Origin of the sequence: Citrobacter sp. Res13-Sevr-PEB04-36 (genome assembly GCF_015672735.1) — a bacterium.
GTDB lineage: Bacteria > Pseudomonadota > Gammaproteobacteria > Enterobacterales > Enterobacteriaceae > Citrobacter.
Genome location: NZ_JADABY010000039.1, coordinates 129,979 through 154,360, shown reverse-complemented (window position 1 = coordinate 154,360; position 24,382 = coordinate 129,979). Strand labels below are relative to the sequence as shown.

The 24,382-nt window shown below is 53.2% G+C and carries 21 protein-coding genes and 2 tRNA genes; 9 read left to right on the top strand and 14 right to left on the bottom strand.

All coding sequences use genetic code 11. From position 1 onward, the window contains the following. Nucleotides 1-158: 158 nt before the first annotated feature. Nucleotides 159-572, top strand: a complete 414-nt coding sequence (locus IMQ48_RS11730) for a cupin domain-containing protein (RefSeq protein WP_230326382.1) — start codon at nt 159-161, stop codon at nt 570-572. 102 nt (nt 573-674) lie between these two features. On the opposite strand, the gene IMQ48_RS11725 is transcribed toward IMQ48_RS11730, so the two are convergent. After that, nucleotides 675-869, bottom strand: a complete 195-nt coding sequence (locus IMQ48_RS11725; protein WP_196209169.1) for a hypothetical protein — start codon at nt 867-869, stop codon at nt 675-677. Nucleotides 870-1,136: 267 nt separating this feature from the next. Between IMQ48_RS11725 and IMQ48_RS11720 the strand changes: the two genes are divergently transcribed. From IMQ48_RS11720 to IMQ48_RS11700, 5 genes are all read left to right on the top strand, one after another. Next, on the top strand, nt 1,137-2,126 hold the full coding sequence (locus IMQ48_RS11720; protein ID WP_196209168.1) for a hypothetical protein: 990 nt from the start codon (nt 1,137-1,139) through the stop codon (nt 2,124-2,126). Between the two features lie 473 nt (nt 2,127-2,599). Then, nucleotides 2,600-3,175, top strand: coding sequence for a hypothetical protein (locus IMQ48_RS11715; protein WP_196209167.1), 576 nt, complete (start codon nt 2,600-2,602; stop codon nt 3,173-3,175). A gap of 102 nt (nt 3,176-3,277) precedes the next feature. Next, a tRNA-Val gene (locus IMQ48_RS11710) sits at nt 3,278-3,354 on the top strand. Between the two features lie 4 nt (nt 3,355-3,358). Further along, nucleotides 3,359-3,435: transfer RNA gene (locus tag IMQ48_RS11705), tRNA-Val, on the top strand. Between the two features lie 435 nt (nt 3,436-3,870). Then, entirely contained in the window at nt 3,871-4,590 is a 720-nt protein-coding gene (locus IMQ48_RS11700) for a substrate-binding domain-containing protein (protein ID WP_196209166.1), read from the top strand. Here IMQ48_RS11700 and IMQ48_RS11695 read toward each other — a convergent pair. The 4 genes from IMQ48_RS11695 to puuE all read right to left on the bottom strand — a co-directional run bounded on the left by IMQ48_RS11695 (nt 4,580) and on the right by puuE (nt 8,826). Further along, nucleotides 4,580-5,332 (bottom strand): ABC transporter ATP-binding protein, encoded by a 753-nt coding sequence (locus tag IMQ48_RS11695; RefSeq protein ID WP_196209165.1) that lies wholly within the window; start codon nt 5,330-5,332, stop codon nt 4,580-4,582. The two genes, IMQ48_RS11700 and IMQ48_RS11695, sit on opposite strands and share 11 nt — an antisense overlap. Next, nucleotides 5,329-6,333: an iron ABC transporter permease gene (locus IMQ48_RS11690; protein WP_196209164.1), complete on the bottom strand. Its 1,005-nt coding sequence runs from the start codon at nt 6,331-6,333 to the stop codon at nt 5,329-5,331. Before IMQ48_RS11690 ends, IMQ48_RS11695 begins: the two co-directional genes overlap by 4 nt. Continuing rightward, nucleotides 6,320-7,375: an ABC transporter substrate-binding protein gene (locus IMQ48_RS11685; RefSeq protein WP_196209163.1), complete on the bottom strand. Its 1,056-nt coding sequence runs from the start codon at nt 7,373-7,375 to the stop codon at nt 6,320-6,322. Before IMQ48_RS11685 ends, IMQ48_RS11690 begins: the two co-directional genes overlap by 14 nt. A gap of 185 nt (nt 7,376-7,560) precedes the next feature. After that, nucleotides 7,561-8,826, bottom strand: a complete 1,266-nt coding sequence (gene puuE, locus IMQ48_RS11680) for a 4-aminobutyrate transaminase (RefSeq protein ID WP_196209162.1) — start codon at nt 8,824-8,826, stop codon at nt 7,561-7,563. A 107-nt stretch (nt 8,827-8,933) separates the two neighbouring features. Between puuE and IMQ48_RS11675 the strand changes: the two genes are divergently transcribed. Then, entirely contained in the window at nt 8,934-10,409 is a 1,476-nt protein-coding gene (locus tag IMQ48_RS11675; protein WP_196209161.1) for a PLP-dependent aminotransferase family protein, read from the top strand. A gap of 91 nt (nt 10,410-10,500) precedes the next feature. Here the strand turns inward: IMQ48_RS11675 and IMQ48_RS11670 are convergent, their stop codons facing one another. The 3 genes from IMQ48_RS11670 to IMQ48_RS11660 all read right to left on the bottom strand — a co-directional run bounded on the left by IMQ48_RS11670 (nt 10,501) and on the right by IMQ48_RS11660 (nt 15,138). After that, nucleotides 10,501-11,715: a cytochrome c gene (locus tag IMQ48_RS11670; RefSeq protein WP_196209160.1), complete on the bottom strand. Its 1,215-nt coding sequence runs from the start codon at nt 11,713-11,715 to the stop codon at nt 10,501-10,503. Nucleotides 11,716-11,718: 3 nt separating this feature from the next. Beyond that, nucleotides 11,719-13,611 carry an FAD/NAD(P)-binding protein gene (locus IMQ48_RS11665; RefSeq protein ID WP_196209159.1) on the bottom strand — a complete coding sequence of 631 codons (1,893 nt, stop codon included), beginning with the start codon at nt 13,609-13,611 and terminating at the stop codon, nt 11,719-11,721. A 99-nt stretch (nt 13,612-13,710) separates the two neighbouring features. Beyond that, nucleotides 13,711-15,138, bottom strand: coding sequence for an aminobutyraldehyde dehydrogenase (locus tag IMQ48_RS11660; protein ID WP_196209158.1), 1,428 nt, complete (start codon nt 15,136-15,138; stop codon nt 13,711-13,713). A gap of 290 nt (nt 15,139-15,428) precedes the next feature. Here IMQ48_RS11660 and IMQ48_RS11655 point away from each other — a divergent pair, with 290 nt between their 5' ends. Together IMQ48_RS11655 and IMQ48_RS11650 are read left to right on the top strand one after the other, a co-directional pair. Beyond that, the gene (locus IMQ48_RS11655; protein WP_196209157.1) at nt 15,429-16,154 is read left to right on the top strand and encodes a FadR/GntR family transcriptional regulator; all 726 of its coding nucleotides are present in this window, start codon (nt 15,429-15,431) and stop codon (nt 16,152-16,154) included. Nucleotides 16,155-16,178: 24 nt separating this feature from the next. Continuing rightward, nucleotides 16,179-16,877, top strand: a complete 699-nt coding sequence (locus tag IMQ48_RS11650) for a cache domain-containing protein (RefSeq protein WP_196209156.1) — start codon at nt 16,179-16,181, stop codon at nt 16,875-16,877. A gap of 34 nt (nt 16,878-16,911) precedes the next feature. On the opposite strand, the gene IMQ48_RS11645 is transcribed toward IMQ48_RS11650, so the two are convergent. From IMQ48_RS11645 to IMQ48_RS11620, 6 genes are all read right to left on the bottom strand, one after another. Further along, entirely contained in the window at nt 16,912-18,393 is a 1,482-nt protein-coding gene (locus IMQ48_RS11645; RefSeq protein WP_196209155.1) for an APC family permease, read from the bottom strand. Between the two features lie 274 nt (nt 18,394-18,667). Next, nucleotides 18,668-19,588: a dihydrodipicolinate synthase family protein gene (locus tag IMQ48_RS11640; protein WP_196209154.1), complete on the bottom strand. Its 921-nt coding sequence runs from the start codon at nt 19,586-19,588 to the stop codon at nt 18,668-18,670. Further along, entirely contained in the window at nt 19,585-21,300 is a 1,716-nt protein-coding gene (ilvD, locus tag IMQ48_RS11635; protein ID WP_196209153.1) for a dihydroxy-acid dehydratase, read from the bottom strand. The genes IMQ48_RS11640 and ilvD overlap by 4 nt, the downstream gene beginning before the upstream one ends. Beyond that, a complete protein-coding gene (locus tag IMQ48_RS11630; RefSeq protein ID WP_196209152.1) occupies nt 21,297-22,667 on the bottom strand; it encodes an MFS transporter in 1,371 nt (456 codons plus the stop codon). Before IMQ48_RS11630 ends, ilvD begins: the two co-directional genes overlap by 4 nt. A gap of 33 nt (nt 22,668-22,700) precedes the next feature. Next, nucleotides 22,701-23,348, bottom strand: coding sequence for a 2-dehydro-3-deoxy-6-phosphogalactonate aldolase (locus IMQ48_RS11625; RefSeq protein WP_196209151.1), 648 nt, complete (start codon nt 23,346-23,348; stop codon nt 22,701-22,703). Further along, nucleotides 23,335-24,240, bottom strand: a complete 906-nt coding sequence (locus IMQ48_RS11620) for a 2-dehydro-3-deoxygalactonokinase (protein WP_196209150.1) — start codon at nt 24,238-24,240, stop codon at nt 23,335-23,337. Before IMQ48_RS11620 ends, IMQ48_RS11625 begins: the two co-directional genes overlap by 14 nt. Nucleotides 24,241-24,382: the final 142 nt, after the last annotated feature.

Genomic DNA, 24,382 nt, shown 5'->3' with positions numbered 1-24,382 from the left:
TCACTTGATTGAGTTAGCCATACCGTTACGGCAGAAGCCCGACATTTTACGCTAATCCGGGCTCAGCATAAACCCGGTCTGCGGGCTCGTCCTGTTGCGGAATTCCCCATGTCAAAGCGAACAAAAAACAACCAGAATGATATAATTGAAGAGCGGCCATGTGCGTAATCAAGCTAAGGAGGTGCGCAATGGACAAAGCAGATGTGAAATCATTCGATATACCGGACGAAGTTCGCGAGTTTGAGAATGGAAGACTGGAACTTCTCAATATCGGCGGAGCAATCGTCGGACGTGCGGTGCTGGAGCCAGGCTGGCGGTGGGCAACATCGATCCAGTCGATTGCGGGAACGAAGAGTTGTGAAGCCCCGCATTTTCAATATCACGTAGCAGGGGTGCTGCGGGTAAAAATGGACGATGGCAGTGAATTTGATTGCCGCCCCGGTGATCTGTCACGTATCCCTCCAGGGCACGATGCCTGGGTCGTCGGGAAAGAATCGGTGGTCATTGTCGACTTTCAAGGGATGGTCGACTGGGCCAAACATAACGACGCTGGCTGTAACGACTCGCCATAGCACCACCAAAAAGCCCCGGATGCTCGCGACATTCGGGACTTTCTGGAGAGGATCTCAAAACCATTTTTAGAACCTGACAATATTAACCATTTACCCGATTAACTATCCTTTCCCAATAAGCGTCCTGGTGATGTTTTGCACATAACCTTTCAACGCCTGAGTCCAGCGCATCCCCTCACCCAGAATGGCGCGGCTATGGGTTAAGGTATGGAAATAACGCGTATCGTAGAGATTAATAAACGTCTGGTTGATGGCATTAATACTCATGTCAGTGTTGTTGTGCTGTTGCTGTTCCATCGCCTGAAGGATCCGTTGCTGGTGTACTCTGGCCTTTATTAAGCTCAGCAACGAAAACCTGCCTCGCAGGTTTCCGGCTTCGGGATCATCGTTACAGTCCCCTGCGCATACCGTTCTCATCAGCTGAATTAAAGATTTCACAGCCTTTGCCGATATCACCTTGGTTCTTGCTTGTGATGCGTTCAGTGTTCAGTGCTGTTTGCTGTAGTCCTACGGACTGATTACAGACCGCCTCTTAAAAGCCAATCCTTACTCTAAAGGGAACTCATGAGATTAAAATACTCAGCACTCTTACTCGCCGTTGCCATTACAGGCTGTGATAACAAAAATGACGTGACCGGTTGTTCCTCTGAAATGACCCAGTCAGCTCTCATGGATTTATTAAAAAAATCTGCTTATGAAGGACTCTCTGAACAGGTCGACAAATACCCTGACGTCACTAATCAGACCAAACGAAGCGCTTTGGACAAGATCAAACTGGCCATCTCTGAAATCTCCACAACCTCAAGTGATACGGGCAGCACAATGAAAACTTGTGAAGGGACCGTGACGATGACCCTACCTGCGAACGAGTACGCCCAGCTTTCTGATGCTTACAGAAAGAACTTCAACCGTAATCTCGACAAGCAAATGGAAAGCCTGTCTTTGGATAATAACGCAAACGCCTTTTCAAAACGCATCTCCTACACCGCGCAGGCGACCGACGATCAGAAAAACGTTTTTGTAAAAGCCTCTTCTGATAATCCTATATCAGTGGGTGTCGCTGTACTGACATCGCTTTCCATCATCAACCCGATCGTTGAGCAGCAGAAAATCCAGCAGGCTAAGGATGCCCAGCAGAGTCAAATTGAAGCGGAACAACAGGCACAACTCAGGGCGCAGCAACAGGCTAAGTATGAGGCGGATCAGCAAATAGAGAGGCAGACACAGCTTCAGGCGCAAGAAAAGGCGGAGCAGCAAGTTCAGCAAACCATTCCACAACAATCCTACCAGCAGCCTCAGCAGCAAAAAGCTGACAGCCTTGATCAGTCCCGAATGGCGTTTGCGAATGCCGACTCTGATTTGAATACCGCCTGGAGCACGTTAACGCCGGCGAAGAAAAAAGAGTTTCTGCCTTCTCAGCGCCAGTGGATCAAAACTAAGGATGCTATGTGCGGCAAAGTTTCAATGCAGGGAACAGATGCTGAAGTCAAAAAAATGGTCGACTGCCAGACGCAAATGACCCTTTCAAGGACCGCTTTCCTCAGAAACCAATAGCTTACACCCCTTCAAGCTGGTGGCCAGTGCTAAGCTGGCGCCAGCGTAATACGGGATAATTTCAGTCGTTTCCGCTCGCCTGTTCCCCGATGGCCAGCGTGGTCATCAAGTGCATGCGTTTGCTGTTAGAGATATGCAAGAATTAAGACATCTTGCTTTCCGGGATTACCAATGATGTTCATCGTTGCAGGCACTCAATAAAGAATTCATCGAGCATCGTCTGCAACTGGTATTGCTTGTCCGAGCGAACCGCCGAAAGGTCCGCAAGGTCCGCTGTGAGCGAAGAGCGTACATTGGCCTTGGAGGGTCTCCGGAAATTATCTAAAAGCGAATGGTATGGATTACAGGAATGCCTGCAATTCCCAACAAACTAAAAACAGCGCGAAGTCGCGATTTTTTCTGCTACTGAATAAAGTTTTCAACATTTTGGTCGTTAATTATCCTTTAGATAGTTGTTTTTCAGGAGAAGTGCAATGGCATTTACCGTCGGTGAAAACTATCCATTCAGGGACATACAGAAGCGTTATAAATCCCTGAAACCGGGCGAAAAGGGACTGTCGCAGGGCGGGTTTTTAAATCCTTCGCGTGGCAATTCCTCTACATTAATTCGCGCCATCTTTGCGCGCAGAGAGGTCAATGGCCCTCTGGATAATCTATTGTTCATTTCTGGCGATAATGCGTACCGAAACTACTTCAACCGTCTTGAGAAAGTGCAAAAGGAATGTAGTCCATTCCTCTATTTTAAAGAAAACAATGGCGAGTGGTCTTATATGGGGCATAGTAAGGTGGATCGTTTACTGGAGCCCGACTCAAAAGAATTAACCCTCTTGCTTGACGAAATGGGTTGCACGCTGGAAACGGTTGGTGAGGTGGGTGGCAAACCATTGTGGCAGCTTTCAGCATTAGGAGGGCAAGGTTTTATCAGTCCCCGTAGACTGGAATTTATAGCGGTCTTACAGCAGGACCAAAATGCCCCCATTATGCCCCCAGCGCACAGCCTGAGTAAAAAACACGCTGCAAAATCAACAAAATATAATCAACTTGCTTAATTACTCTGCGATCGCGTGAAAACATGCAGAAAAATACAATTTCCCTCTTGCCTCATTCGTTCTGTGCCGCTAATATTCGTCCCCGTTGTCACCTACAACGTTGCGTTCATAGCTCAGTTGGTTAGAGCACCACCTTGACATGGTGGGGGTCGTTGGTTCGAGTCCAATTGAACGCACCATTTTGCGTCCGTAGCTCAGTTGGTTAGAGCACCACCTTGACATGGTGGGGGTCGGTGGTTCGAGTCCACTCGGACGCACCAAATCAATTTCTTTCGATTTGGTGCTTACTCTCTCAAAAAATCCTTAATTCACATCCGATATACAGACCATGCAATTTTTTTGCATACGTCACTCCCCTGCTACGCATATTCAACGAATTTTTACTGCCCATTTCGGTGAAGACCTTCTCCCCTACGTCCAGGAACACATGAAGTCATGTGGATATAGCACTCGCGACATGATTGCCAGATATCCGATCCACACCATTGAAAATTATGGACACAGTCCCTGTATATTTCTCTTCTCGCATATGGAAGACAACCATAATATCTGGGATATCAACGATGACGCCCACGAGGGAATAAGAAAGATAATCATAACGGTGAATGTGCCTGCGATAACGTCTGGGCGGCAATTCAATAATCTGTCATATACAATAATATTATTCAGACCTCGAATTCAGGACTCGCTACATTATGTCATGCCCCGTCACGCTCTTCGCTGCAGGCAGTCTACGACTGGCCTTTACCCCGTTGATAGACCAGTTTATGTCTCTGAGCGGAATTGACATCTCCGTTGAATACGGACCGGCAGGATTATTACGCGAACGTATAGAAGCCGGTGAACCTTGTGCCTTATTTGCCTCGGCCAATCGTGCGCATCCGCAGCAGTTGCTGGCCAGCGGTAGGGCATTGTCCGCGCATACCTTTTGCTGGAACCAACTCTGCCTCACCACCCAAAGAACCGGCGAATGGCTGGATTTGCTGCGAGACCCGACCTTGCGTATTGGCACGTCAACACCCGGCTGTGACCCTTCCGGAGACTATACCTGGGCATTTTTCGACAACCTAAACGTGCTCGAACCCGGCCTTGGACAGCGCCTGCGTGAACGCGCCATTCCCCTCGTTGGCGGCCGCGACACGGTTAACGTGCCAAAAGGCGAACTAGCCAGCGCGTGGATTATTCGCCAGGGTCTGGCGGATTTGTTTATTGGCTACGCGCACTATGCAACAGCACTTACCGGGCAGTCCGATATTCGCTGCGTGACGATCCCCCCACAATATAACGTTCGCTGTGAATACCAGCTGGCGGTGCTCGACGCGTCTAAAAACGTCAAGGCACTGGTCGATTTTATCCTCGCACGCGACGGACAAGCATGTTTGACCGCCGCCGGTTTTGAACCGCTTACCGTCTGATGGTAAACAGCGGCGCGATAAACGGCGTCTGATGGGGGCCTACGCTAAATGTCCGCAGCGGTAAACCGTACGCCTCGAACAAATTATCTTCCGTCACAATATCCTGCGTTGGCCCCGCCAGCCATTTCCCCTGCGGCAACAGCAGCAGCGTATGACTGGCTATCTGTAGTGCATGCAGCGGATCGTGCGTTGTAAAGAGAATACTGCAGCCCTCGCGACACGCCAGATCGCTGATAAGCTGCAGTACCACCTGCTGATTGGCTAAATCCAGCGCGGAACAAGGTTCATCAAGCAGCAGCGTTTGGCAATCCGTGACCAGCGCCCGGGCTATCATTACCAACTGTTGCTGCCCGCCGGAAAGCGAACAAAAGGCGCTGGACGCAAGATGCGCAACGTTGAGCTGCTCCAGCGCCTGCATCGCCCGCTTTTTATCCTGCTGGCCCGGTTGAGCAAATAACTTTACGTGCTGCGCACGGCCCATCAACACGACATCACTAACGGTATAGGGAAACGGCAAATACGTATGCTGCGCCACGATACCGATCCCCCCTTCACTTTCTATGCTCCCGCCAAGCGACGGCTGCACGCCGGTCAGCGTATCCAACAGCGTGCTCTTCCCCAAACCGTTACGCCCGAGCACGGCCCAAATATTACCTTTCTCACAGCGGAACGTGAGCGGCGCAAACAACGGTGTCTGGTAGCCGTACTCCAGCTGATTTACGTTAAGTGCGGCAGATATCATCGTTTCCCCCGGCGGCTGGACTGAATCAGCAAAAAGGCAAACAGCGGCGCACCGAGCAATGCGGTGATGATCCCCAGAGGAATTTCGGCATGCAGCAGTGTGCGGGCAATGTCATCCACCACAATCATAAAACCGCCACCCAACCAGAAAGCACAGGGCAACAAACGGCGGTGATCAACGCCCACCAGCAGGCGCGCCAGATGCGGGATAACCAGACCAACCCAGGCAATACTGCCGCTGACGGAGACTTGCGCCGCAACCAGCAATGCACAGCACAACAACACGCTGCGTCGCAGAGGAACCACCGCCACCCCGAGCGCTTTGGCGTCTTTATCGTTGAGCGATAACAGGTTGATTCGCCAGCGTAACTGGTACAACAACGTGGCCGCAATGCCAACCGGCACAGCCAGCAGCCATACTTTATGCCAGTTGGCGGTCGCGAAACTGCCCAGTAACCAGAATACGATGTTGGGCAACGTCTCTTCAGTATCGGCCTGGTATTGAATCAGGCTCACCAGCGCGGCAAAAAAACCGCTCAAAATAATGCCCGAGAGGATCAGCACCAGCGTATTCTCCAGCCCCTGCAGCGCGGCAATGGCATATACCAGGACCAACGCCGCCAGACCAAAGAAGAACGTCGATCCCATCATCAGGAACGGATCAAGCCCAAGCAAAATCGCCAGCGTGCCGCCAAATGCTGAGCCAGAGGTCACCCCAATAATATGCGGGTCTACCAGCGGATTATGAAACACGCCTTGCAGCGTAGCCCCGCATAATCCCAGCGCGCCGCCCGCAAGCAGCGCCATAAAAATACGCGGAAGTCTGATGGTCCAGACGACCTGGTGCGCCATACCCTGCGAGTCTGCGTAATGGCTCAACAGTGAGAACACATCGCGCAGCGACAGCGGATATTGCCCCACACACAGCGATCCAATGCCCAACAGCAATACCACAGCAATCAGCATCGGTTGCAGAGGGAAAGCGCGATTACTTAGCGGCATCAGACTGCCAGTTCACGCGGTAAAAACGGTGGTAGTAATCCTGTGCCTGCGCGTCAACATCGACGTTTTTATAGGCATCCGGATAGAGTTTTTTTGCCATCCACAATTCACCCAGCGCCAGCGCTTCCGGCATCGGATATCCCCAGGCTTTGGCGTATTCCGGCATCAGCCAGACGCGATGATTTTTTACCGCATCGATGCCCTGCCAGTTGGGATCATTTAGAATTTCCGTCACCACTTGTGGGTAGCGATCCTGAACAAAAATCACCTGCGGGTTCCACGCTAACACCTGCTCCAGCGAAACCTGCCGCGCGCCCTTAACACTCGCCGCCGCCACATTTAGCCCACCGGCATGCTGCATCATCAGGCCCGTGTACTTTCCGGCACCGTAGGTCATGAGATCGGGATTGGCCATATAGATACGGACTTTTTGCGCCTGTGCAATCGCTGCCACCGGCGCATTAAATTTCGCTCTGGATGCAAAAACGTAGTCGATTAGCGTTTCAGCCTGCGGTTTACGTCCCACCACGTCGGCAATCAGGCGGATCCCCTGCTTTAAGCCTTCGTTGTAGACCTGCTCTTCGTCAGCCATAGTCGGGTTCATTTTGTTCTGCTGACCGGCAGCATCCCGGCGCAATGAAACAGCCACCACCGGAATCCCGGCATTCTGAATCTGCTGGATCATCTCGGCAGGCGCATAGTTGGCCACAAACACCACCTGCGGGTGGGTAGCCAGCAGGCTTTCAATATTCACGCTGGTGAGATCGCCCGGCGTCGCCAAGGTCGTAATCGTCGGCATAAAGCGGGCGAACGCCGGTCCAAGCTGTTTTTTCCAGCTCGACATCACGCCAACAATATCCTGCGCGGCATCGAGTTGAACCAGAATATTCAGCGTCTGGTGTTGCAACACCACCACCTTATTGACGCTATCGGGGATCGTGACCTGGCGGCCAAGCTGATCGGTTACCGTGCGGTCTGCCTGCGCCGAAAACGCCAGGAACATGCTGGCAAAAACCAGCACAAAAGAACGAAGAGTGAACATAGATACCATCCGGACAGGGGAAAAATCGATATGTATTAAAATATATAACGAGGTATCTGGCAACGCATTTCCAATAAATAAGGTTACTTACCGATGAAGATCAATTGACGTTGAAAAACCGGCAGGAACAAAAAAGCCGACGATATGTGCCACCGTCGGCCAGGGTTGACGCTATACGCGCACTATCACGATTTAGTGACAGATTTAATGATATCCAGCGCTTTTACGAACTGATCTTGCGGAATGGTCAGCGGGTAGAGGAAACGGATCACGTTGCCGTACTGACCGCAGGTTAGCAGCAGCAGTCCCTGCTCAAGGGCTTTCTTCTGTACCCGTTGCGCCGTGGCCGCAGAAGGCTCTCCGGTGCTGGCATCACAAAATTCCGCGGCAATCATCGATCCTAACCCACGTACTTCGGCGAGTTCCGGACACCACGAACGGGCATCGGTCAGTGTGGCGCGCAGTTGTTCACCCAGCGCCGCTGCTCGTTGGCACAGTTGCTCATCATGAATGATATCAAGCACCGCGTGAGCGGCCGCCACAGCGAGCGGGTTACCGGCATAGGTACCGCCCAGACCACCCGGTGCAGGGGCATCCATAATTTCGGCCTTGCCGACCACGCCGGACAGCGGCATACCGCCCGCCAGGCTTTTCGCCATGGTCATCAGATCGGCTTTGTGGGCGTAATGGTCCATGGCAAAAAGCTCGCCGGTGCGGGCAAAACCACTCTGGACTTCATCGGCAATCATCACAATACCGTGCTCATCGCAGATGCGGCGAATAGCGGCAACGAATTCAGGTGGGGCCACCACAAAGCCCCCTTCACCCTGGACGGGTTCGAAGATAATCGCTGCGACCTGGCTGGCATCGATGTCAGCTTTAAACAGACGCTCGATGGCTGTTATCGAATCTGCGGTGGTGATGCCCTGCAACTCAGAAGGATACGGTGCATGGTAAACCGATCCCGGGAACGGCCCGAAGCCTTTTTTATACGGTGCAACCTTGCCGGTCAGTGCCATCGTCATATAGGTACGACCATGAAATCCCCCGCCAAACGCGATCACGCCTGGACGACCGGTATGCGCGCGGGCAATTTTTACCGCGTTTTCGACGGCTTCAGCACCGGTTGTAAAGAAGGTGGTTTTACGCAAACCGTCAATCGGCGCGGCCGCATTGATCTTCTCCGCCAGCGAGACATAGCTTTCGTACGGGACAATCTGATACGCCGTGTGGGTAAAAGCCTGAAGTTGTGCTTCAACTGCCTGCACCATACGAGGATGACGGTGTCCGGTATTCAGGACGGCAATCCCGGCAGCAAAATCAATATATTGATTGCCTTCGATATCGGTAATGGTGCTGTTTTCTGCCGACTGGGCGAAAAAGTCACACATTACCCCCACGCCACGCGGGGTAGCATCCAGACGACGTTGTTGCAGGTTTTTATTGTTCATTCTCTACACCTTGTCCATAAACACATTCAGGGTTGAATTACCCTTTAAATCTAGACGCCATCTGGTACTTTAATCGAGAGCCAAATCGTTTTATTTTAAGGATCCAAATGCGTTCACTTGCCGGAGATGTGATCAAGCATGCATTTAGCCAGCAAACCGACGAGAAACTGCACCGGCGTTTGTATGCCGCCATCTGCAGCTGCATTCTTGAAGGCAGCCTGAAACCCGCCACCCGTATGCCACCTTCGCGCGATCTGGCGGGTGAGCTGGCGTTATCGCGCAATACCATCCTGCGGGTGTATGAGCAACTGCAGGCCGAAGGGTATATTTCTGCACGCACCAGCAGCGGTACGTTTGTCACCGACAGCGTGCTGGACAACCTCGCGCAACGGCCCGATAAAAAAAACGCGTCCCCAGCACAGGAAGACCGCGCCAGCCTGTCCGCCCGCTGCCTGGAGCTGCTCGGCAACGCCAGCGCCAGTCCGCGCCAGTGGGGGGCGTTTATTCCTGGCGTTCCAGATGTGCAACATTTCCCCCACCGCACGCTTAAAAAAATTCAGGACCGGTTGGCAAGACGCCTGCGCCCGGAGTTTCTTACCTATGATGCGGCGGGTGGCAACGGTGAACTGAAAGCAGCGCTGGCGGACTATTTGCGTACCGCGCGCGGCGTCAGATGTGCTCCTGAACAGATACTGATCACCGAAGGCATTCACCAGGCGTTGGATCTGGTGACCCGCACCCTGTGTAACCCTGGCGATAACGCCTGGATTGAAGAGCCGGGCTATTGGGGAATCAAAAATATTCTGCGCATCAACGCGGTTAACTTCTCGGCGATGGCGGTTGATGAACAAGGCATGGTACCGCCCGCGTCATCAGCGGTGGCCCCGAAGCTGATTTTTGTGACACCGTCACATCAGTATCCACTGGGGTCAGTGATGAGCCTGAGTCGGCGACGGCAGCTGCTGTTTCGCGCCCGAGAAACGCGCAGTTGGATCGTAGAAGATGACTACGACAGCGAGTTTCGCTTTTCGGGTCAGCCCATTCCTTCACTGCAAGGGCTGGAGGAAGAAAGTCCGGTTATCTACATCGGCACATTCAGTAAAACGCTCTATCCTGCCCTCCGACTCGGGTATGTTGTGCTGCCCAAACCGCTCGCCGCACCGCTGAAGAAAGTTCATAACGACCTTTATCGCGGCGGACACCTTCTCGTTCAGGCCGCGCTGGCAGAGTTTATCCGCGAAGGCTACTACGCCGCGCACATCCGTAAAATGCGCCAACTGTACGGCCGCCGTCGTCAGACGCTGGTGGACCTGATCGCCTCACAGCTTGGGGAGGTATATCTGGGGCCATTCAACAGTAACGCCGGGCTACATCTGATTTTACAATTGCCCGCCAATGCCGATGACAGCGCGATTGCGCAGCAGGCGAATACCGAGGGATTATTGGTGCGAGCATTGTCGCGTTACTACGTCAACGAAGAGAAACGCAGCGGTCTGTTGCTGGGTTTTGCCAGTATTGAAGAACATGAGATGGCTGCAGCGTTTTCCCGGGTGGTAGGCATTATCAAGGCAAACGTAGGATAAACGTTGCCGGATGGCGTCACTAACGCGTCTTATCCGACCTACGATAAGGTTTTTATAGGCCGGATAAGCGCAGCGCCATCAGGCATGACGCTTAGTGTGTAGCCGGTTTAAGTCCGGCAAGCTCCTCCTGACTGATCTCACCATTGCCTTCACCCCAGCTTTTGCGCACATAGTTGATCACATCGCGCATCTCAACCTCGGTCAGCAATCCGTTATACGCTGGCATCTTAAACGACACGTTTCCCCGCGTGGTCGGCGTTTCCGCGCCCTGCGAAATCACCCTGAACAGCGGGGTCGGATCGTCAACCATCACCAGCGGGTTGTGGATAAGTGACGGTGCGTTGTTATCCGTGCCCTTACCTTCCAGACCATGACAGGTAGAGCAATAGCGGTTGTAGACCACTTTTCCCGCCTGCGGTGAATTCGACCAGGACGCCGTGGTGGCCGTTCGTGTCGGCTCAGGATTGGCACTTTTCAGGCTCCGCAGATACTGTGCAATCGCTGCAGCATCTTCATCCGTCAGGTATTGCGTACTCTCACTGACGACTTCAGCCATCGAACCTGAAACCGCAGCATGCTTGCTTTTGCCAGTCAGTAACAGCGACGTTAATTCCTGCTCAGACATCCCGGTGCCCCGAAGAGACGGCGCATACCAGCCGTCAATCATCGCCCCGCTCAGGTACTGTGCATCGGCATGAGTGTAGGCTTTCTCGTTCATCGCCATTCCCCTCGGGGTATGGCAGGAGCCGCAGTGGCCGGGTCCTTCAACCAGATAAGCACCGCGCTGGATCCGCGCGGCACTGGCATCGGTACTGTTGCTGTTGCTGCCTACCGCAGCCGTTGCAGGAGCGTCGGTAAAGAGCCAGTTCCAGATATGCAGCGGCCAGCGGGCAGAAATCAGCCAGGGGATCTCATTCTCTTTATTTGCTGTCGCAGACGGCGTGACATCATGCATAAAGTAGCGATACAGCGCCTGGACATCTTCGTCGGAGAGCTTTGCGTAAGACGGATACGGCATGGCCGGGTAAAGCGGATGGCCATCTTTGGCAATGCCCTGGCGCACCGCTTTTTCAAAATCCGCGTAGGAATAGTTGCCGATGCCGTGGGTTTTGTCCGGCGTAATATTCGTAGAGAAAATATCACCGATCGGCGTGGGAAACTTTTTACCCCCTGCCATCGCGTCCCCACCAGCTGCGGTGTGACAGGCCACACAGTCTGAAATTCTGGCAATGTATTCGCCGTGAGAATCAGCGGCGGAAACCGCCGCGCTAAACAAACAGGCGACAAGAACGGTTACATTACGCATAGATCACCTCATACCCTTGAGTTCGTTAACCGCCCGCAATGCCTGATCGATCGCCGCATGTGCATACGCGCTCCAGTCAGCATCAGAGTTGGCAATCGCAATCCGGCCGATGGGCTGGCGTGCCCGCTCTACAACCTTCTCCATTTCATCCATGTCGTCGAACAGCGGGCTGGCGTAATAGGCATAGCCATGCGCCCAGCGGTTAACCGTAATAGCAGCGATATCACGTTGATTGTCAAAGCCTGTCGAGCCAAACATCTCCTGCAGCTGGCCACGGATCATCTCTTCATGCGCGGCAAACGTAGTCCCCAGCAGATAAGCCCGCCCCAGGCGGAATTGTTCTCTCGCCGGTAAGTTACTGCCCGGATAGGTTGGCACATAGACCATATGAATCACCATCGGATCGTCCGGCGTCGCCGGGTGCTGATAGCCGCCAATGCTGACCGGATAGTCGAGCTTAATGCGACTGTACGGCGCTGCCGGGGAATAAAATTCATGTACGCCGAGTTGCTTAAACGCCTGCCAGTTTTTCACCACTACGTTGGTGTACACCAGCGGCGCTTTTACGTTCAGCTTGAGGTCTGCCTGCTGTTGCTTCGGCATTTCCGGCACCAGGTACGGGATCATCATATTATAACCCGCCATGATGGCGTTTTTTGCGTGCACACGATGCAATTTACCGTCGCGCAGATAGGTTACGGACACACCGCCCGGCACGTTGGCCGCATTAATCACGCTACTGTTGAGGCGCAAACGCGTGGTGTTTTCCGGCAGATCCAGCTTGTCGTAATGCAATCTGGCGAGGACGGAATCCTCCATGGTGGTCCCCGGCAAGGCATCCGGGAGCATATATCTGACCATCATACGCGCCAGCCCCGCGTTGCCATCAGGGAAGTGATAAACATATGGCTCTTCGAGGTCGGCCAGCGACTCGCCGTCCAGCGGCGGCAGGCCTAACGCTTCCATGCCCGGTAAAGCGCATGCCCGGGCATCACTACAGGAAATGCCTTCAATGCCGATAGCAAAGAAATCGTTGGAACGCTGCTGGAAATAGAGCAGCGCCATTTTGCTTAAACCGACTTTCGTGGCCAGAAACTCACTGTAGCTGTGGGTCTCCAGCCAGCTACTTTTCTCATCAACCGTCATGCCCGGAAGGTAGTCGCCAGGGCGCACGTGCAGATCGATAAGCGCTTTTCGGTCGCTCTCACTCAATGGAAAATCATTGATAAAGTCTTCAATCTTACGACCGTTGAGGCGGTCCGGTGGAATATCGTCGGAGACAGCACGTCCCGGATCGCCGCTGACAATTTTGGTCTCGCCAAAATTCTTTTTGTCGAAAAAGACGCCGCGACTGAGTTGCCAGTCGGGATAGAAATTGACGTCAAAACTCTCTTTCAGCTTGGTAGCGCTGACGCCGAGTGTTTCCATCAGCTTTTGCACGTCCGGGCTGAAATTATGCGCTGGCGACTGAAACGACTCACTGCCGCCATAGCCGATCAGTTTTTTTCCGGCGGTGCTAAATTCGTTACGTTTGGCGTGGCCGCCAAAATCATCATGGTTGTCGAGGATCAGAACTTTGCTGTTTTGCCCGACAAGCTGACGCCAGAAACATCCGGCCGCCAGCCCGCTAATGCCGCCACCGACCACCACCAGGTCGTACTCTTCCTCGACCGGAAGCGCCGTTAAATCAAATTTTTTCTGTTCCCGGCCCAGCGCGTGAGCCATTTCAAACGAGCCCGGATGGTTGCCGCGCAGCCCCGTCAGGCTGGGCGGGTAATAACTTCCATCGATAAATTCGTGTCCTTTTCCTGCCGCTCTGACCATATCCAGAGGGGTCAGCCCCGCGGCGATAGTGACCGCCACACCGTTGAGAAAATCACGTCGGGTAATTGCCATTAACTTGTCCTTTTGTCACGCACACACTGCCCAAAAAACAGCACAAATGTTCGAATTATTTGTCGTCGGACTTGCTGTCCGTCCGCGGCGATTTACCCGCTATTCAGCGATATCGCACATGATATGTTTAACTCTAGTATATTCATCAAGGGCATAAGATGAGAGATCTTTACCATAGCCGGATTTCTTAAACCCGCCGTGCGGCATTTCCGCACACAGGGGAATATGGTTGTTGATCCACACCGTGCCAAAATCGAGGTCAATACAAAAACGCTGTGCGCGGCTGTGATTACCGGTCCAGACACTTGCAGCCAGGCCGTATTCCACATCGTTAGCTTTGTGAAGCGCCTCTTCGTCAGTTGAAAAAGACTGAATAGCCATCACCGGGCCAAATACTTCATGTTGAATGGCTTCGTCGTGCTGATGCAGGCCGGAGATTATCGTCGGCTCAAAGTAGAAACCCGGTCCAGGCCCTGCTCTGCCACCCGCTTCAATTTTTGCATGTGCGGGCAGACGCGCAATAAAGCCTTGCACCTGCTCAAGTTGGTTTCTGCTATTCAACGCACCATACAGCGCCCCCTGATCCTGCGGGGGACCAAATTTGATGCTTTTTGTTTTCTGGATCAGTTTTTCCAGGAACTCAGCATAAACGGACTGCTCGACGAGAATTCGCGTGGCGGCGGTACAATCTTGCCCGGCATTGAAAAAACCTGCGGTAGCGATCGTCTCAATCGCCTTGTCGATATTCGCGTCGGCAAATACCACGGCGGGCGCTTTGCCACCCAACTCCAGATGGGCTTTGGTCAGGTTTGCCGCCGCCGACGCGGCCACCTGTAGACCCGCACGAACTGATCCAGTAATCGAAACCAGTGAGGCCGTCGGGTTCGACACCACCAGCGAACCGGTTTTGGCTTTCCCTAATACCACATTAAACGCCCCTTTCGGGAACAGCGGTGCGGCCAGCTCAGCCAGCAGCAGCGTGCTGACCGGCGTGGTGTCACTCGGTTTAAGCACCACCGTATTGCCTGCCGCCAGCGCAGGGGCTATCTTCCACACCGCCATCATAAACGGGTAATTCCACGGCGTGACTTGCCCCACAATACCCAGCGGTTCGCGACGAATGGTTGAGGTGAACCCGGCAGAATATTCACCGGCTGCCTTCCCTTCAAGGCAGCGCGCAGCACCGGCAAAAAATCGAATGGCGTCGCAGGAAGCCGCGATCTCTTCTTTCTCAATAAAATGGCGTAGCTGTCCAGTTTCCTGACTCTGGGCGTTAACCAGTCGCTCTACATTGCGTTCGATTTCATCAGCCAGCGCCAGAAGCGCCTTTTGTCGCTGCGCGGGCGTCGATTTCTTCCAGATACTGAACGCGGCTGCGGCGGCCAGGTAGGCCTGGTCGACTTCTGCTGCCCCACCGTTGGGCGATAACGCGTACGTTTCACCATCTACCGGGCTGACCAATTCAAAAGCGTCCTCAGTGCTGCCCGCCACATAGTGTCCGTTGATAAAATGCTTCAGGGTTTTCATGACTGTCTCCTGCCTGTTAATACCTAAAGAATCTTATGTAATATATATATTGTAAAATTTTTTCAAATGCGCAACATTGACAGTATGATAAACCTCGCATTTTTAACTTAAATTTTACATTTTACGGTAAGGCTATTCATCGTCAGTTGACGCTAACGGGACACACATCCGCCTGTGCAACGGTTTTGCGCATGGGCAGGTAAAACAACGCGACCATTCAGGCCTTTCTTGCCCGGCAGGCATGTGCTAAAAATGGTTGTAGTTTCAGGGAATTGAGTGCAGAAAAGATTATGATTACTCATGCGGTCATATTTGCGCCTATCGGGCAGGTCAGTCGTTCTGACCAGATTGTGCAGCGTCTTTCAAATGCCATCATTACGGGATTGCTTGAGCCAAAAGAGCAATTGCCCAACGAAACTGACCTGGCAAAGATGATGGGCGTCTCACATATCACCATCAGAGAAGCACTCAACACGCTTCGGGCTAATAATCTTATCCATACGGTTCGTGGCCGAAATGGCGGCAGCTTCGTCTGCGAGAATATTGATGGCAAAAATAGCGCCCTGCATCCGTTTAAATCGATTGGCACCGATTACCTTTCCGATTTAGGCGAAATGCATTGTGCCATTATCAGCCACAGCGCCAGGCTGGCCTCCCGGCGCATGACCAACGCGGATATTGCTAAATTTCGCGAGTTTGTTGAGGTGTTAAGAAAGGCGGATTCGCCAGAGTTAATGACCCAGGCAGATATGCGTTGCCTGCTGGCGATCGCCGCCAGTTCGCATTCCGCGCGACTGGCAAACCAGGAGCTGCAGGTGCAGGCGGAATGGGCCTCGCTGGTAGCTATCCTCTATCGTTCGGGCTCTATTCACGCCGAGATTATTGCGCTCTATTCTGCGCTGGCCGACGCGCTGGCCGCACATAATGAGGCAGAATCGGTGCAGTTTGCCACCCAGATTATCGACACGTTTACCTATTATCTTATTGAAAAAAAGCTGAAATATAACTCGAACTGACAATCAGTGAAGGCAGGACAGACCATGAGCTCTTCGACATCTCTAAGCGCATTAATCCGTAAAATTGATGATATTACTGTCTCTACCGTAGAGTCTACCGTTGCGCTGGCGAGGAGCATCCACGAGGCGATTGCCAGTGTGCAAAAAGGCTCGGCGGAGGTGGTCCTCGACCCAACAGTGAGAGCCATTGTTCAGCAGCACATCAAACACACGCTGAATCACAATCACTATTGCTCGGGTGCCGGATTCGCCAGCCATATTGAGAATACGCCAACCCGCAAAGAGTATTGGCTATTGGAGTGGTGGTATAAGAAAGATAACGGGGTGAGTCAGGCGCATCTGGATTTAGATCAGGCCACCCAGCAGCGGCTGGATTTCAGAACCTTCGAGTGGTTTAAGCATTCTCCTCCGGCAGGTGAAGCCTATATTCACGGGCCGTATGTCGACTATATCTGCAACATTTCTTACACTCTGACCTCGGCGGTGCCCGTTTACTACCATGACCAGTTTCTTGGCGTCGCCGCCGTCGATCTGCTGGTTAGCCAGATAGAGGCAGAACTGCTCTCCTGCCCCCAACCTGACTATGTCATTCTGACCAATCTGGAAAACCGGATTATCTTCTCCAGCTGGCCGCGCTATCGCGTGGGAGAATTACTGTCACCTACGAATACCCGTATTGTGTATCAGAGCGACTACTTTATTCTTTACCACTATCAACACTGAGGGAATAGGCTCTAAGGGCCCGAAGGCCCTTTGTTTAATTATCCTGCCCCATATTGAGCTTGTTTGCGTAGGCTATCGCATCATTTTCCGGTGCCGCAGAGCGACCAAACGGACGCGTCAGGAACATGTAGATAAGCCCCGAACCTACCACAATCGCCAAACCAAACAGCACCGTCCAGCGGTCGATGAAATCACTGCTGTCGGCAGGCTGAGCCAGCAGCCAGATCCCACACAGCCCGTAAGCTAACGCCAGCACGTTAACCAAAGTCCCCCAACCACCGATGGTCCACTCGCCCGCCGGTTTCCAGCCTTTCAGGCGCTGGCGCAGCGCTGCCAGCACGACCATCTGGAAGGAAATATAGATTCCGATAACGGCAAACGCGGTAATGCGCGACAGATTATCGGGCTGGAAATAAACCCAAACACAGATAATCACCGGCAGTAAGCAACTGACCACCATGGCATTATCCGGAACGCCATTTTTAGAGATTTTGGACATCCACTCGCTTCCCGGCAGCATTCTGTCACGGGAGAAAGAGAAGATAAGGCGGCTCAGCGCAGCCTGAAGCGACAGAATACACGACAGCATGGCGATAATCGCGACGATGATAAAGACCGTCGCGCCGGTTTCCCCCAGAGCCTCGTTGAGGATAGCCGGGATCGGATCGGCCGTTTTACCGTTGACAATACTGACCAGATTCGGCGAAGCCAGCAGGTATCCCATGACCGAAATAATGGCCGAGATCGCGCCAAACACGATGCTCAGGATCATCGCAACCGGGATTTTTTTGCTTGGGTTCTTCACCTCTTCCGCAACGTTGCCGCAGGCTTCAAAGCCAAAGAACATAAACAGGCCCATCAGCGCAGCGGACATAAAGGCGGTAGAGTAGCTTCCGTCCTGGGCCAGTACCCCCATTGAATCGAAAATGACCGAGAATGGCTGCGAACGGTGGAATATCAACAGGTAAATCCCCAGCGCAATCACGCTGACAATTTCACACCAGAAACCAATTTTGGCAACCCGGGCCAGGTTTTTCGTCCCGGACATATTCACCGCCATCATCAAGAGCAGCAGCACCACGGATGTCAGCAGCATGGTGGCCGGCGTCTGACCATAGTGGAATAACGACTCGACGAAGGTTGAGGTGTACTCCGCGATTGAAGTGATGGTCACCACCAGCGCCCACAGGTAAATCCAGGCGGCGATCCACGCATATTTTTTCCCCCACAACCGTCTGGCCCAGGGATACAGTCCTCCGGTAATCGGATACTGAGAGGCTACTTCACCAAACACCAGCGCCACCAGAAGCTGACCACAGGCGACGATTAAAATCCACCATACCGCCGGCGGCCCTGCCAGCGTTACGGCTAGCGCAAACAGCGAATACACGGCGGTAAGCGGCGACAAGTAGGTAAAACCCAGCGCAAAGTTAGAGATAAGTCCGATCGAGCGGTTGAACTGTTCTTTGCCATCTTTTTGAAAATTATCGTTTTTATTATCAGGTATCTGTTCCATATCTCTTTCTCTTTTGTGGAATAGTCACAGGGGTTAACGATTAATGTATAAAAGATATTAAGTTATATGTATAGTAATTTTGTCATGATATTGTTAAAAATGATCGCGCATCACGTTCCTGAATAAACAGGCTTGTCGCATGATTGCGAAACATATTATTAACATTTTGACGAGTTATAGCGGGTTCAGAAAGGGACACAAAAGAGGCATTTAGCGAGGTTTGCCGCGCACCGGATCGATATTTCAATTCAGGAGCGCGGCGTTGGCGTGCATGTCAGGTTATCGGTTCGGACAACACCGACAAACCGAACTGTGCGATAAAGCGATCGACCGTATTTATATCCTCATCCGTTAAGATCCAGCCGGGTTTTCGGCAATAATCATCAGCAATAATCCCCCGGCGCAACAATATCGTTTTTTCAATCTGAATGATGTATTCACAATGCTGCATCCAGCGCTGAATATAGGGTAACAGCGCGTCATGCAATTGCGCGGCCTGCTGCTGCTCTCCAGCCAGCCAGTGACGATAAATGCGCACATAAATTTCGCTGAACGAACACCCCGGCATCACGCCTTTCCCCCCAGCTTCAAGCATTTGTAGCATATACAGACCGGCGTAGCCGTTCAGTACGTGGGCGTCAGGTACCTGCTGGAGAAATTCGCGCGTGTACGCCACCGGCGGATTACATTCAATCTTAAATACCGCGTGCGGATAGCGTTTTGCCACCTCGGCTAACTGCGCAGGCGTGACCGGAAATCCGGTCTCACCCGGTGCGTATTGCACCATCACGGGAATAGTCACCGCCTCCAGCACCGCAGAAATATGCGCCTGAACGGCCGCAAGTGACGGTTGCAGGAAAAACGGTGGCAAAAGCATTAGCGCGTCAGCCCCCATACTCTGATACCGCCGCGCCCGACGTACAGCGAGTTCGGTACTGTGGTCAGTAACAGAGATCGCGCGAAACACGCGGCTATCGGCCAGTTCTGCCAGAAAGATTTCTGCCAGTTGCACTCGCTCACTATCGTCAAGCTTGGGAAATTCGCTGGCAATGCCAAACAGCGTCAAACCATTAACGCCGGTGGCACTAAGATGGGCTAACAGGCGGCGAAAACTCGCCTTATCAACGTCACCTTGTGGCGTAAACGGCATTGCCACAATGGGATTTACGCCCTGAATTTTATCAACCGAACTCATGAAAAATCCTCCCTGTCAGCCAGCACGGCCCCCTGCGCTGCCGGTAACGCCCAACGGCGATACAGCCGCAGGAAGCCACGCGGGACCTCTTTGTGCACCAGTTGGCAACGTTGCTGACGTTCGTTCAGCTCGCGCTCTGTCACATTCAGCGTTAAGGCGCGCTTTGGAATATCAATGCTGATGGAGTCACCATTTTCAACCAACGCCAGCACGCCGCCATCACTGGCTTCGGGCGAAATATGCCCCACGAACAATCCGCGATTCGAGCCTGAAAAACGCCCGTCGGTAATCAATGCGCAGGAATCAGAGAGGTTCATCCCTTCGAGGAATTTCATCGGCTTATACATTTCCGGCATCCCGGGACCACCTTTCGGACCTTCATAGCGCAGAACCAGCACGCTGCCCGGCTGAATATCGCCCGAGAGGATCGTCGCCACCGCCTCATCTTCACTGTTAAAGACCACGGCTGGTCCGGTGAAGACCATCAAATGATCCGGGACTGCTGCCGGTTTCACCACACAGCCCATCGGCGAAAGGTTGCCGTGCAGCACAGCCACTCCTGACTCATTGCGCACCGGGATCGCCAGGGTATGGATCACTTCCGGGCGACGGGTGGCAGGAACCTCCCTGAGCCATTCCCCTTTTTTCTGCCCATTCACCGTCAGGCAATTGAGATCGAGCAGATTGGCGATCTCTTTTTCCACCGCCGCCACGCCACCCGCTTCCCAGAAATCGATCATGTCGTGTTCCGATGCCGGATAAAGCGAGGCAACCAGCGGCACCTGGTGACTCAGGGCATCAAATTCCGAGAGCGGGAGATGACCCAGTTCCGCTTCGGAATAAATAGCCTGTAGATGCAGAATGGCGTTCGTTGATCCCCCCGTCGCCAGTAAATAGGTCATCGCATTACGGATCGACTCGCGCGTTATAATTTGGCGGGCATTCACGCCACGCTTCACCAAATCCACTGCGGTCACCCCTGTCGCATAGGCGCACTCCCGTCGTTCACCCGAGATAGCGGGCAACGTACTGCTCCCTGGCAGGCTCATGCCCAGCACCTCCGCAATACAACACATGGTATTGGCGGTACCGTACATGGTGCAGGAACCGTGCCCCGGCTCCGCAATATCTTCAATATGGCGGAACTCAGCGTCATCGATTTCGCCGCGACGTTTCCAGCCAATGGCTTCGGTGACAATATTGCCGTCCCAGTGCTTACCTTTATATTCTGCGGGATACATCGGCCCACCGTTCACCAGAATCGCCGGAATATCGAGTCGTGCCGCCGCCATCAGCATGGCCGGAACAATTTTATCGCACGAGCCCAGCAGCACCATGCCATCAAAGCGGTGGGCGCGCATCATCACTTCTATCGAACTGGCGATGATTTCACGCGCCGCCAGAATATAGCGCATGCCCAGATGCCCTTCGGCGATGCCGTCGCAGGGGGCGATCGTGCCAAATACCATCCCCACCCCACCCGCTTCATCAATCCCTTTCAGCACATGCGCAGTCAGCTCATTGAGGTTGGCATGCCCCGCCGTCGCATTGGTGTAGCTATTGACCACGGCAATCACTGGACGGCGAAGCTGCTCATCCGTATGTCCCATCGATTTGTAGAGGGCGCGCTTTAACGCGCCATCATCACCACTGAGGACCGGGTTGAAGTGTTCGCCACCACAACCGCCGCATCCGCTGCCACAACTGCTCATATATGACCTCTTTTGGTTAATACGGTATTTTCTGCCTGCGCCGCCGTTTTTCGATCACGGGGGTTAACCAGGCGTGCCGGGATGAGGAAAATCAGCGGGGCACACAGCACCAGAAATCCCGCCAGAATGTACAGTCCACTACTGGTGCTGCCGGTGGTGTCCTTCAGCCAGCCGAGAACCGTGGGGCCAAAGAACCCGGCCAGGTTACCGATGGAGTTGACTAATGCGATGCCTGCGGCGGCGGCCGTGCCCGAAAGCAGCGTCCCCGGCAAGCTGATATAGGTGGGAATCAGTGATAACGTGCCAGACATCGCCACGCAGATCCAAGCCATCATCCAGAACGTTGAACCTTCATTCAGGGCGCTGAATGTCAGCCCAATAGCGCCAACGATTGCCGGGATCGCGATATGCCAGCGACGCTCCTGTTTCAGATCAGAATGACGACTGTTCCACAACATGAAGGCTGCGCCGAAGATATAGGGAACCGCTGCCAGCAGGCCAATCGTTAAATCATCCTGCACGCCTGAGCTTTTTATAATCGACGGCAGCCAGAAGTTAATCCCGTAGTAGCCAATGTTGAAGCTAAAGAAGATCACCGCCAGCAGCCAGACAAAGCGGTTACGTAACATCGCAGACAGGCTATGTTGTGGCATTCCCGCATTGGCGGCGTCTTTATCCAACTGGTCTTTTTGCAGATCCTGCTCAATAACCGCTTTCTCCTGGGCCGATAACCAGGTTGCCGATTTCACATCGTTGTCGAGATAACGCAGCACCACGAACGCCAGCAGGAATGAGGGGATCGCCTCAACCAGAAACAACCACTGCCAGTTATGCAGATTACCCACACCTTCAAACATTTTCAGGATCAATCCCGACAGCGGGCTGCCGATAATTGTTGAGAGCGGAGTCACCAGAATAAACAGACCCAGCGTGCGCGCCGAGCGCCATGAGGGAAACCACAACGTTAAATAGTACACAATGCCCGGGAAGAACCCAGCTTCCGCTACACCAAGCAGGAAGCGAATAACATAGAACTGAGTTGGGGTGGTGACAAACATCGTCAATGCGGATAGCACCGCCCAACTGGCCATAATGCGCGCGATCCAGAAACGGGGGCCAAAGCGCTGCATCAGCAGGTTACTGGGTACTTCAAAAATAAAGTAACCAATGAAAAAGATACCCGCGCCAATGCCGTACACCGTATCGCTAAGATTCAGCGCATCCTGCATGTGGAGTTTGGCAAATCCCACGTTCACACGATCGAGGTAAGCAAAGAAATAACACAGGATTAAAAACGGGATCAGCCGTTGGGTCACTTTACGATAAACCGCATTTTTATTTTCACTATCAAGGGTACGCGTATTCATCTTTCAGCCTCTTGAAGGGTTATTGATGCACGATCAGGTGTTTACCTGTTGCCATGCCTGCGCATAGGCCTGCGCGTTATGAAGAACCTGTTCACGACTTGCGCCCGCACGGTACAGACCGCCGCCGCAGCCAAAGCCTTTTGCTCCGCCCGTGCACCAGCGTCTCAACTGCTGTGCCTCGGCAGAAACACCGCCAACCGGCATGCAGACAACATGAGGTGGCAACACCACGCACATCGCCCGCAGGATCTCCGGGGAGATCATTTCCGCCGGATAAAACTTCAGCCCACTAGCCCCGGCCTCCAGCGCCGTAAATGCTTCGCTCGGTGTCGTCACACCCGGCAAGCTGATAGCGCCGCGTTCCCGGCTGCGGCGGATCACCGAGATGTTCATATTTGGCGAGATAATCACCTGCCCGCCCGCATCAACAACGTTGTCGACCTGTTCAGGCGTCAACACGGTACCCGCCCCGACGATAGCACGCTCGCCTACGCGTTCACGTAGCAGCGTGATCGAATCGAGCGCTCGCGGTGAATTTAACGGAACCTCCAGCCAGGTGAATCCCGCCTCCAGCAGTGCATCACCTATTTCCGGTGCGTCCTCCGGTGTCAGGCCGCGCAGAATGGCGATCATCGGCAGCGGCGTTTTCTGCCACAGTGTGGCAAAATCAAAACTGTCCATTACGTTTCTCTGTTAATTGATGTTGAAGAGACTGCATTCCGGCAATAAAACATCGATCACCATCAATGCAGCGTGTCTGAATCCCACACGCGGTCGCGGCAAGCTGGTAGCGACGCGTTAATGCTGCGCTACCCACCAGCCAGATTTGCCCGGCGTAGTCCGTAGAAAACTCCGCCCCCATTAATAAGCCGGAAAGATAGTCACCCACCGAGGAAGCCGGCAATTCCCCCGAAAGCCGCAGCGTTCGGGCAGAAAAAAGCAGTTGGCTTAACGGCTGGCCGCGACGGGCAACGTTCACGCCGCGCAAAAAAGCAGACTCATCCTCCACGGCTTCAGGCAATGCGCGTCCTAGCAGTGAATGCGCGAGAAGTACGTGGAACAACTCACCGGTCATGTAGGTTGAAAAATCGATGATCTGTCGTTGCTGAACACGGGCGTGTTTGCTGTGCGTACCGGGTAAAATCGCCTGAAAATCGTCAATCCCTTCCAGTAATGCCAGCCCGAGTAACTGGACCTCTTCACCGCGCATCACATCCGGCATTTCACCCATGGGTGAGCGACGAAGCCCCGGAATAATCCACGCCTCGCTCCCCCATGAGGTGGTGAAGTATTTGCTGCGCGAGAGCAAGCTGTCCGCCCCGGCAGGAACCGGACAGTAATCCACGTCATGCCAACCCTGCTGCGAGCCGACCATTCCGGCCATCGTGATGGCAGGCGCGGAATGAGAAAGCCAGTCGCCTAACAGCGTTTTCAGCGTCGCCTCAAACTGACCTTGCTCGACATGAAGCAGTCCGCAGTTGGCGCTGCGCTTATCCAGCACGTCTTTTCCGTTGATCAACCATGCCCGGAAGTTGGAGGTTCCCCAGTCAATCGCAATCCACGCCCTAGTCATCTTGTAACCTCAAATATAAAATCTTGTATGACAAGAATGTAGTAGATTTTATATGAGTGATCTGTGAGCGCGATCTAGAAGTGTAATAAATCGTTTTATTTACTAATCTGAACAGACATGAAATGAAGTCTTGTATACATAA

Bases quoted from the DNA above. Each gene is read 5' to 3' on its own strand.
- IMQ48_RS11730 (WP_230326382.1), top strand. From the start codon at position 159: ATGTGCGTAATCAAGCTAAGGAGGTGCGCAATGGACAAAGCAGATGTG.
- IMQ48_RS11725 (WP_196209169.1), bottom strand. From the start codon at position 869: ATGGAACAGCAACAGCACAACAACACTGACATGAGTATTAATGCCATC.
- IMQ48_RS11720 (WP_196209168.1), top strand. From the start codon at position 1,137: ATGAGATTAAAATACTCAGCACTCTTACTCGCCGTTGCCATTACAGGC.
- IMQ48_RS11715 (WP_196209167.1), top strand. From the start codon at position 2,600: ATGGCATTTACCGTCGGTGAAAACTATCCATTCAGGGACATACAGAAG.
- IMQ48_RS11700 (WP_196209166.1), top strand. From the start codon at position 3,871: ATGTCATGCCCCGTCACGCTCTTCGCTGCAGGCAGTCTACGACTGGCC.
- IMQ48_RS11695 (WP_196209165.1), bottom strand. From the start codon at position 5,332: ATGATATCTGCCGCACTTAACGTAAATCAGCTGGAGTACGGCTACCAG.
- IMQ48_RS11690 (WP_196209164.1), bottom strand. From the start codon at position 6,333: ATGCCGCTAAGTAATCGCGCTTTCCCTCTGCAACCGATGCTGATTGCT.
- IMQ48_RS11685 (WP_196209163.1), bottom strand. From the start codon at position 7,375: ATGTTCACTCTTCGTTCTTTTGTGCTGGTTTTTGCCAGCATGTTCCTG.
- puuE (WP_196209162.1), bottom strand. From the start codon at position 8,826: ATGAACAATAAAAACCTGCAACAACGTCGTCTGGATGCTACCCCGCGT.
- IMQ48_RS11675 (WP_196209161.1), top strand. From the start codon at position 8,934: ATGCGTTCACTTGCCGGAGATGTGATCAAGCATGCATTTAGCCAGCAA.
- IMQ48_RS11670 (WP_196209160.1), bottom strand. From the start codon at position 11,715: ATGCGTAATGTAACCGTTCTTGTCGCCTGTTTGTTTAGCGCGGCGGTT.
- IMQ48_RS11665 (WP_196209159.1), bottom strand. From the start codon at position 13,611: ATGGCAATTACCCGACGTGATTTTCTCAACGGTGTGGCGGTCACTATC.
- IMQ48_RS11660 (WP_196209158.1), bottom strand. From the start codon at position 15,138: ATGAAAACCCTGAAGCATTTTATCAACGGACACTATGTGGCGGGCAGC.
- IMQ48_RS11655 (WP_196209157.1), top strand. From the start codon at position 15,429: ATGATTACTCATGCGGTCATATTTGCGCCTATCGGGCAGGTCAGTCGT.
- IMQ48_RS11650 (WP_196209156.1), top strand. From the start codon at position 16,179: ATGAGCTCTTCGACATCTCTAAGCGCATTAATCCGTAAAATTGATGAT.
- IMQ48_RS11645 (WP_196209155.1), bottom strand. From the start codon at position 18,393: ATGGAACAGATACCTGATAATAAAAACGATAATTTTCAAAAAGATGGC.
- IMQ48_RS11640 (WP_196209154.1), bottom strand. From the start codon at position 19,588: ATGAGTTCGGTTGATAAAATTCAGGGCGTAAATCCCATTGTGGCAATG.
- ilvD (WP_196209153.1), bottom strand. From the start codon at position 21,300: ATGAGCAGTTGTGGCAGCGGATGCGGCGGTTGTGGTGGCGAACACTTC.
- IMQ48_RS11630 (WP_196209152.1), bottom strand. From the start codon at position 22,667: ATGAATACGCGTACCCTTGATAGTGAAAATAAAAATGCGGTTTATCGT.
- IMQ48_RS11625 (WP_196209151.1), bottom strand. From the start codon at position 23,348: ATGGACAGTTTTGATTTTGCCACACTGTGGCAGAAAACGCCGCTGCCG.
- IMQ48_RS11620 (WP_196209150.1), bottom strand. From the start codon at position 24,240: ATGACTAGGGCGTGGATTGCGATTGACTGGGGAACCTCCAACTTCCGG.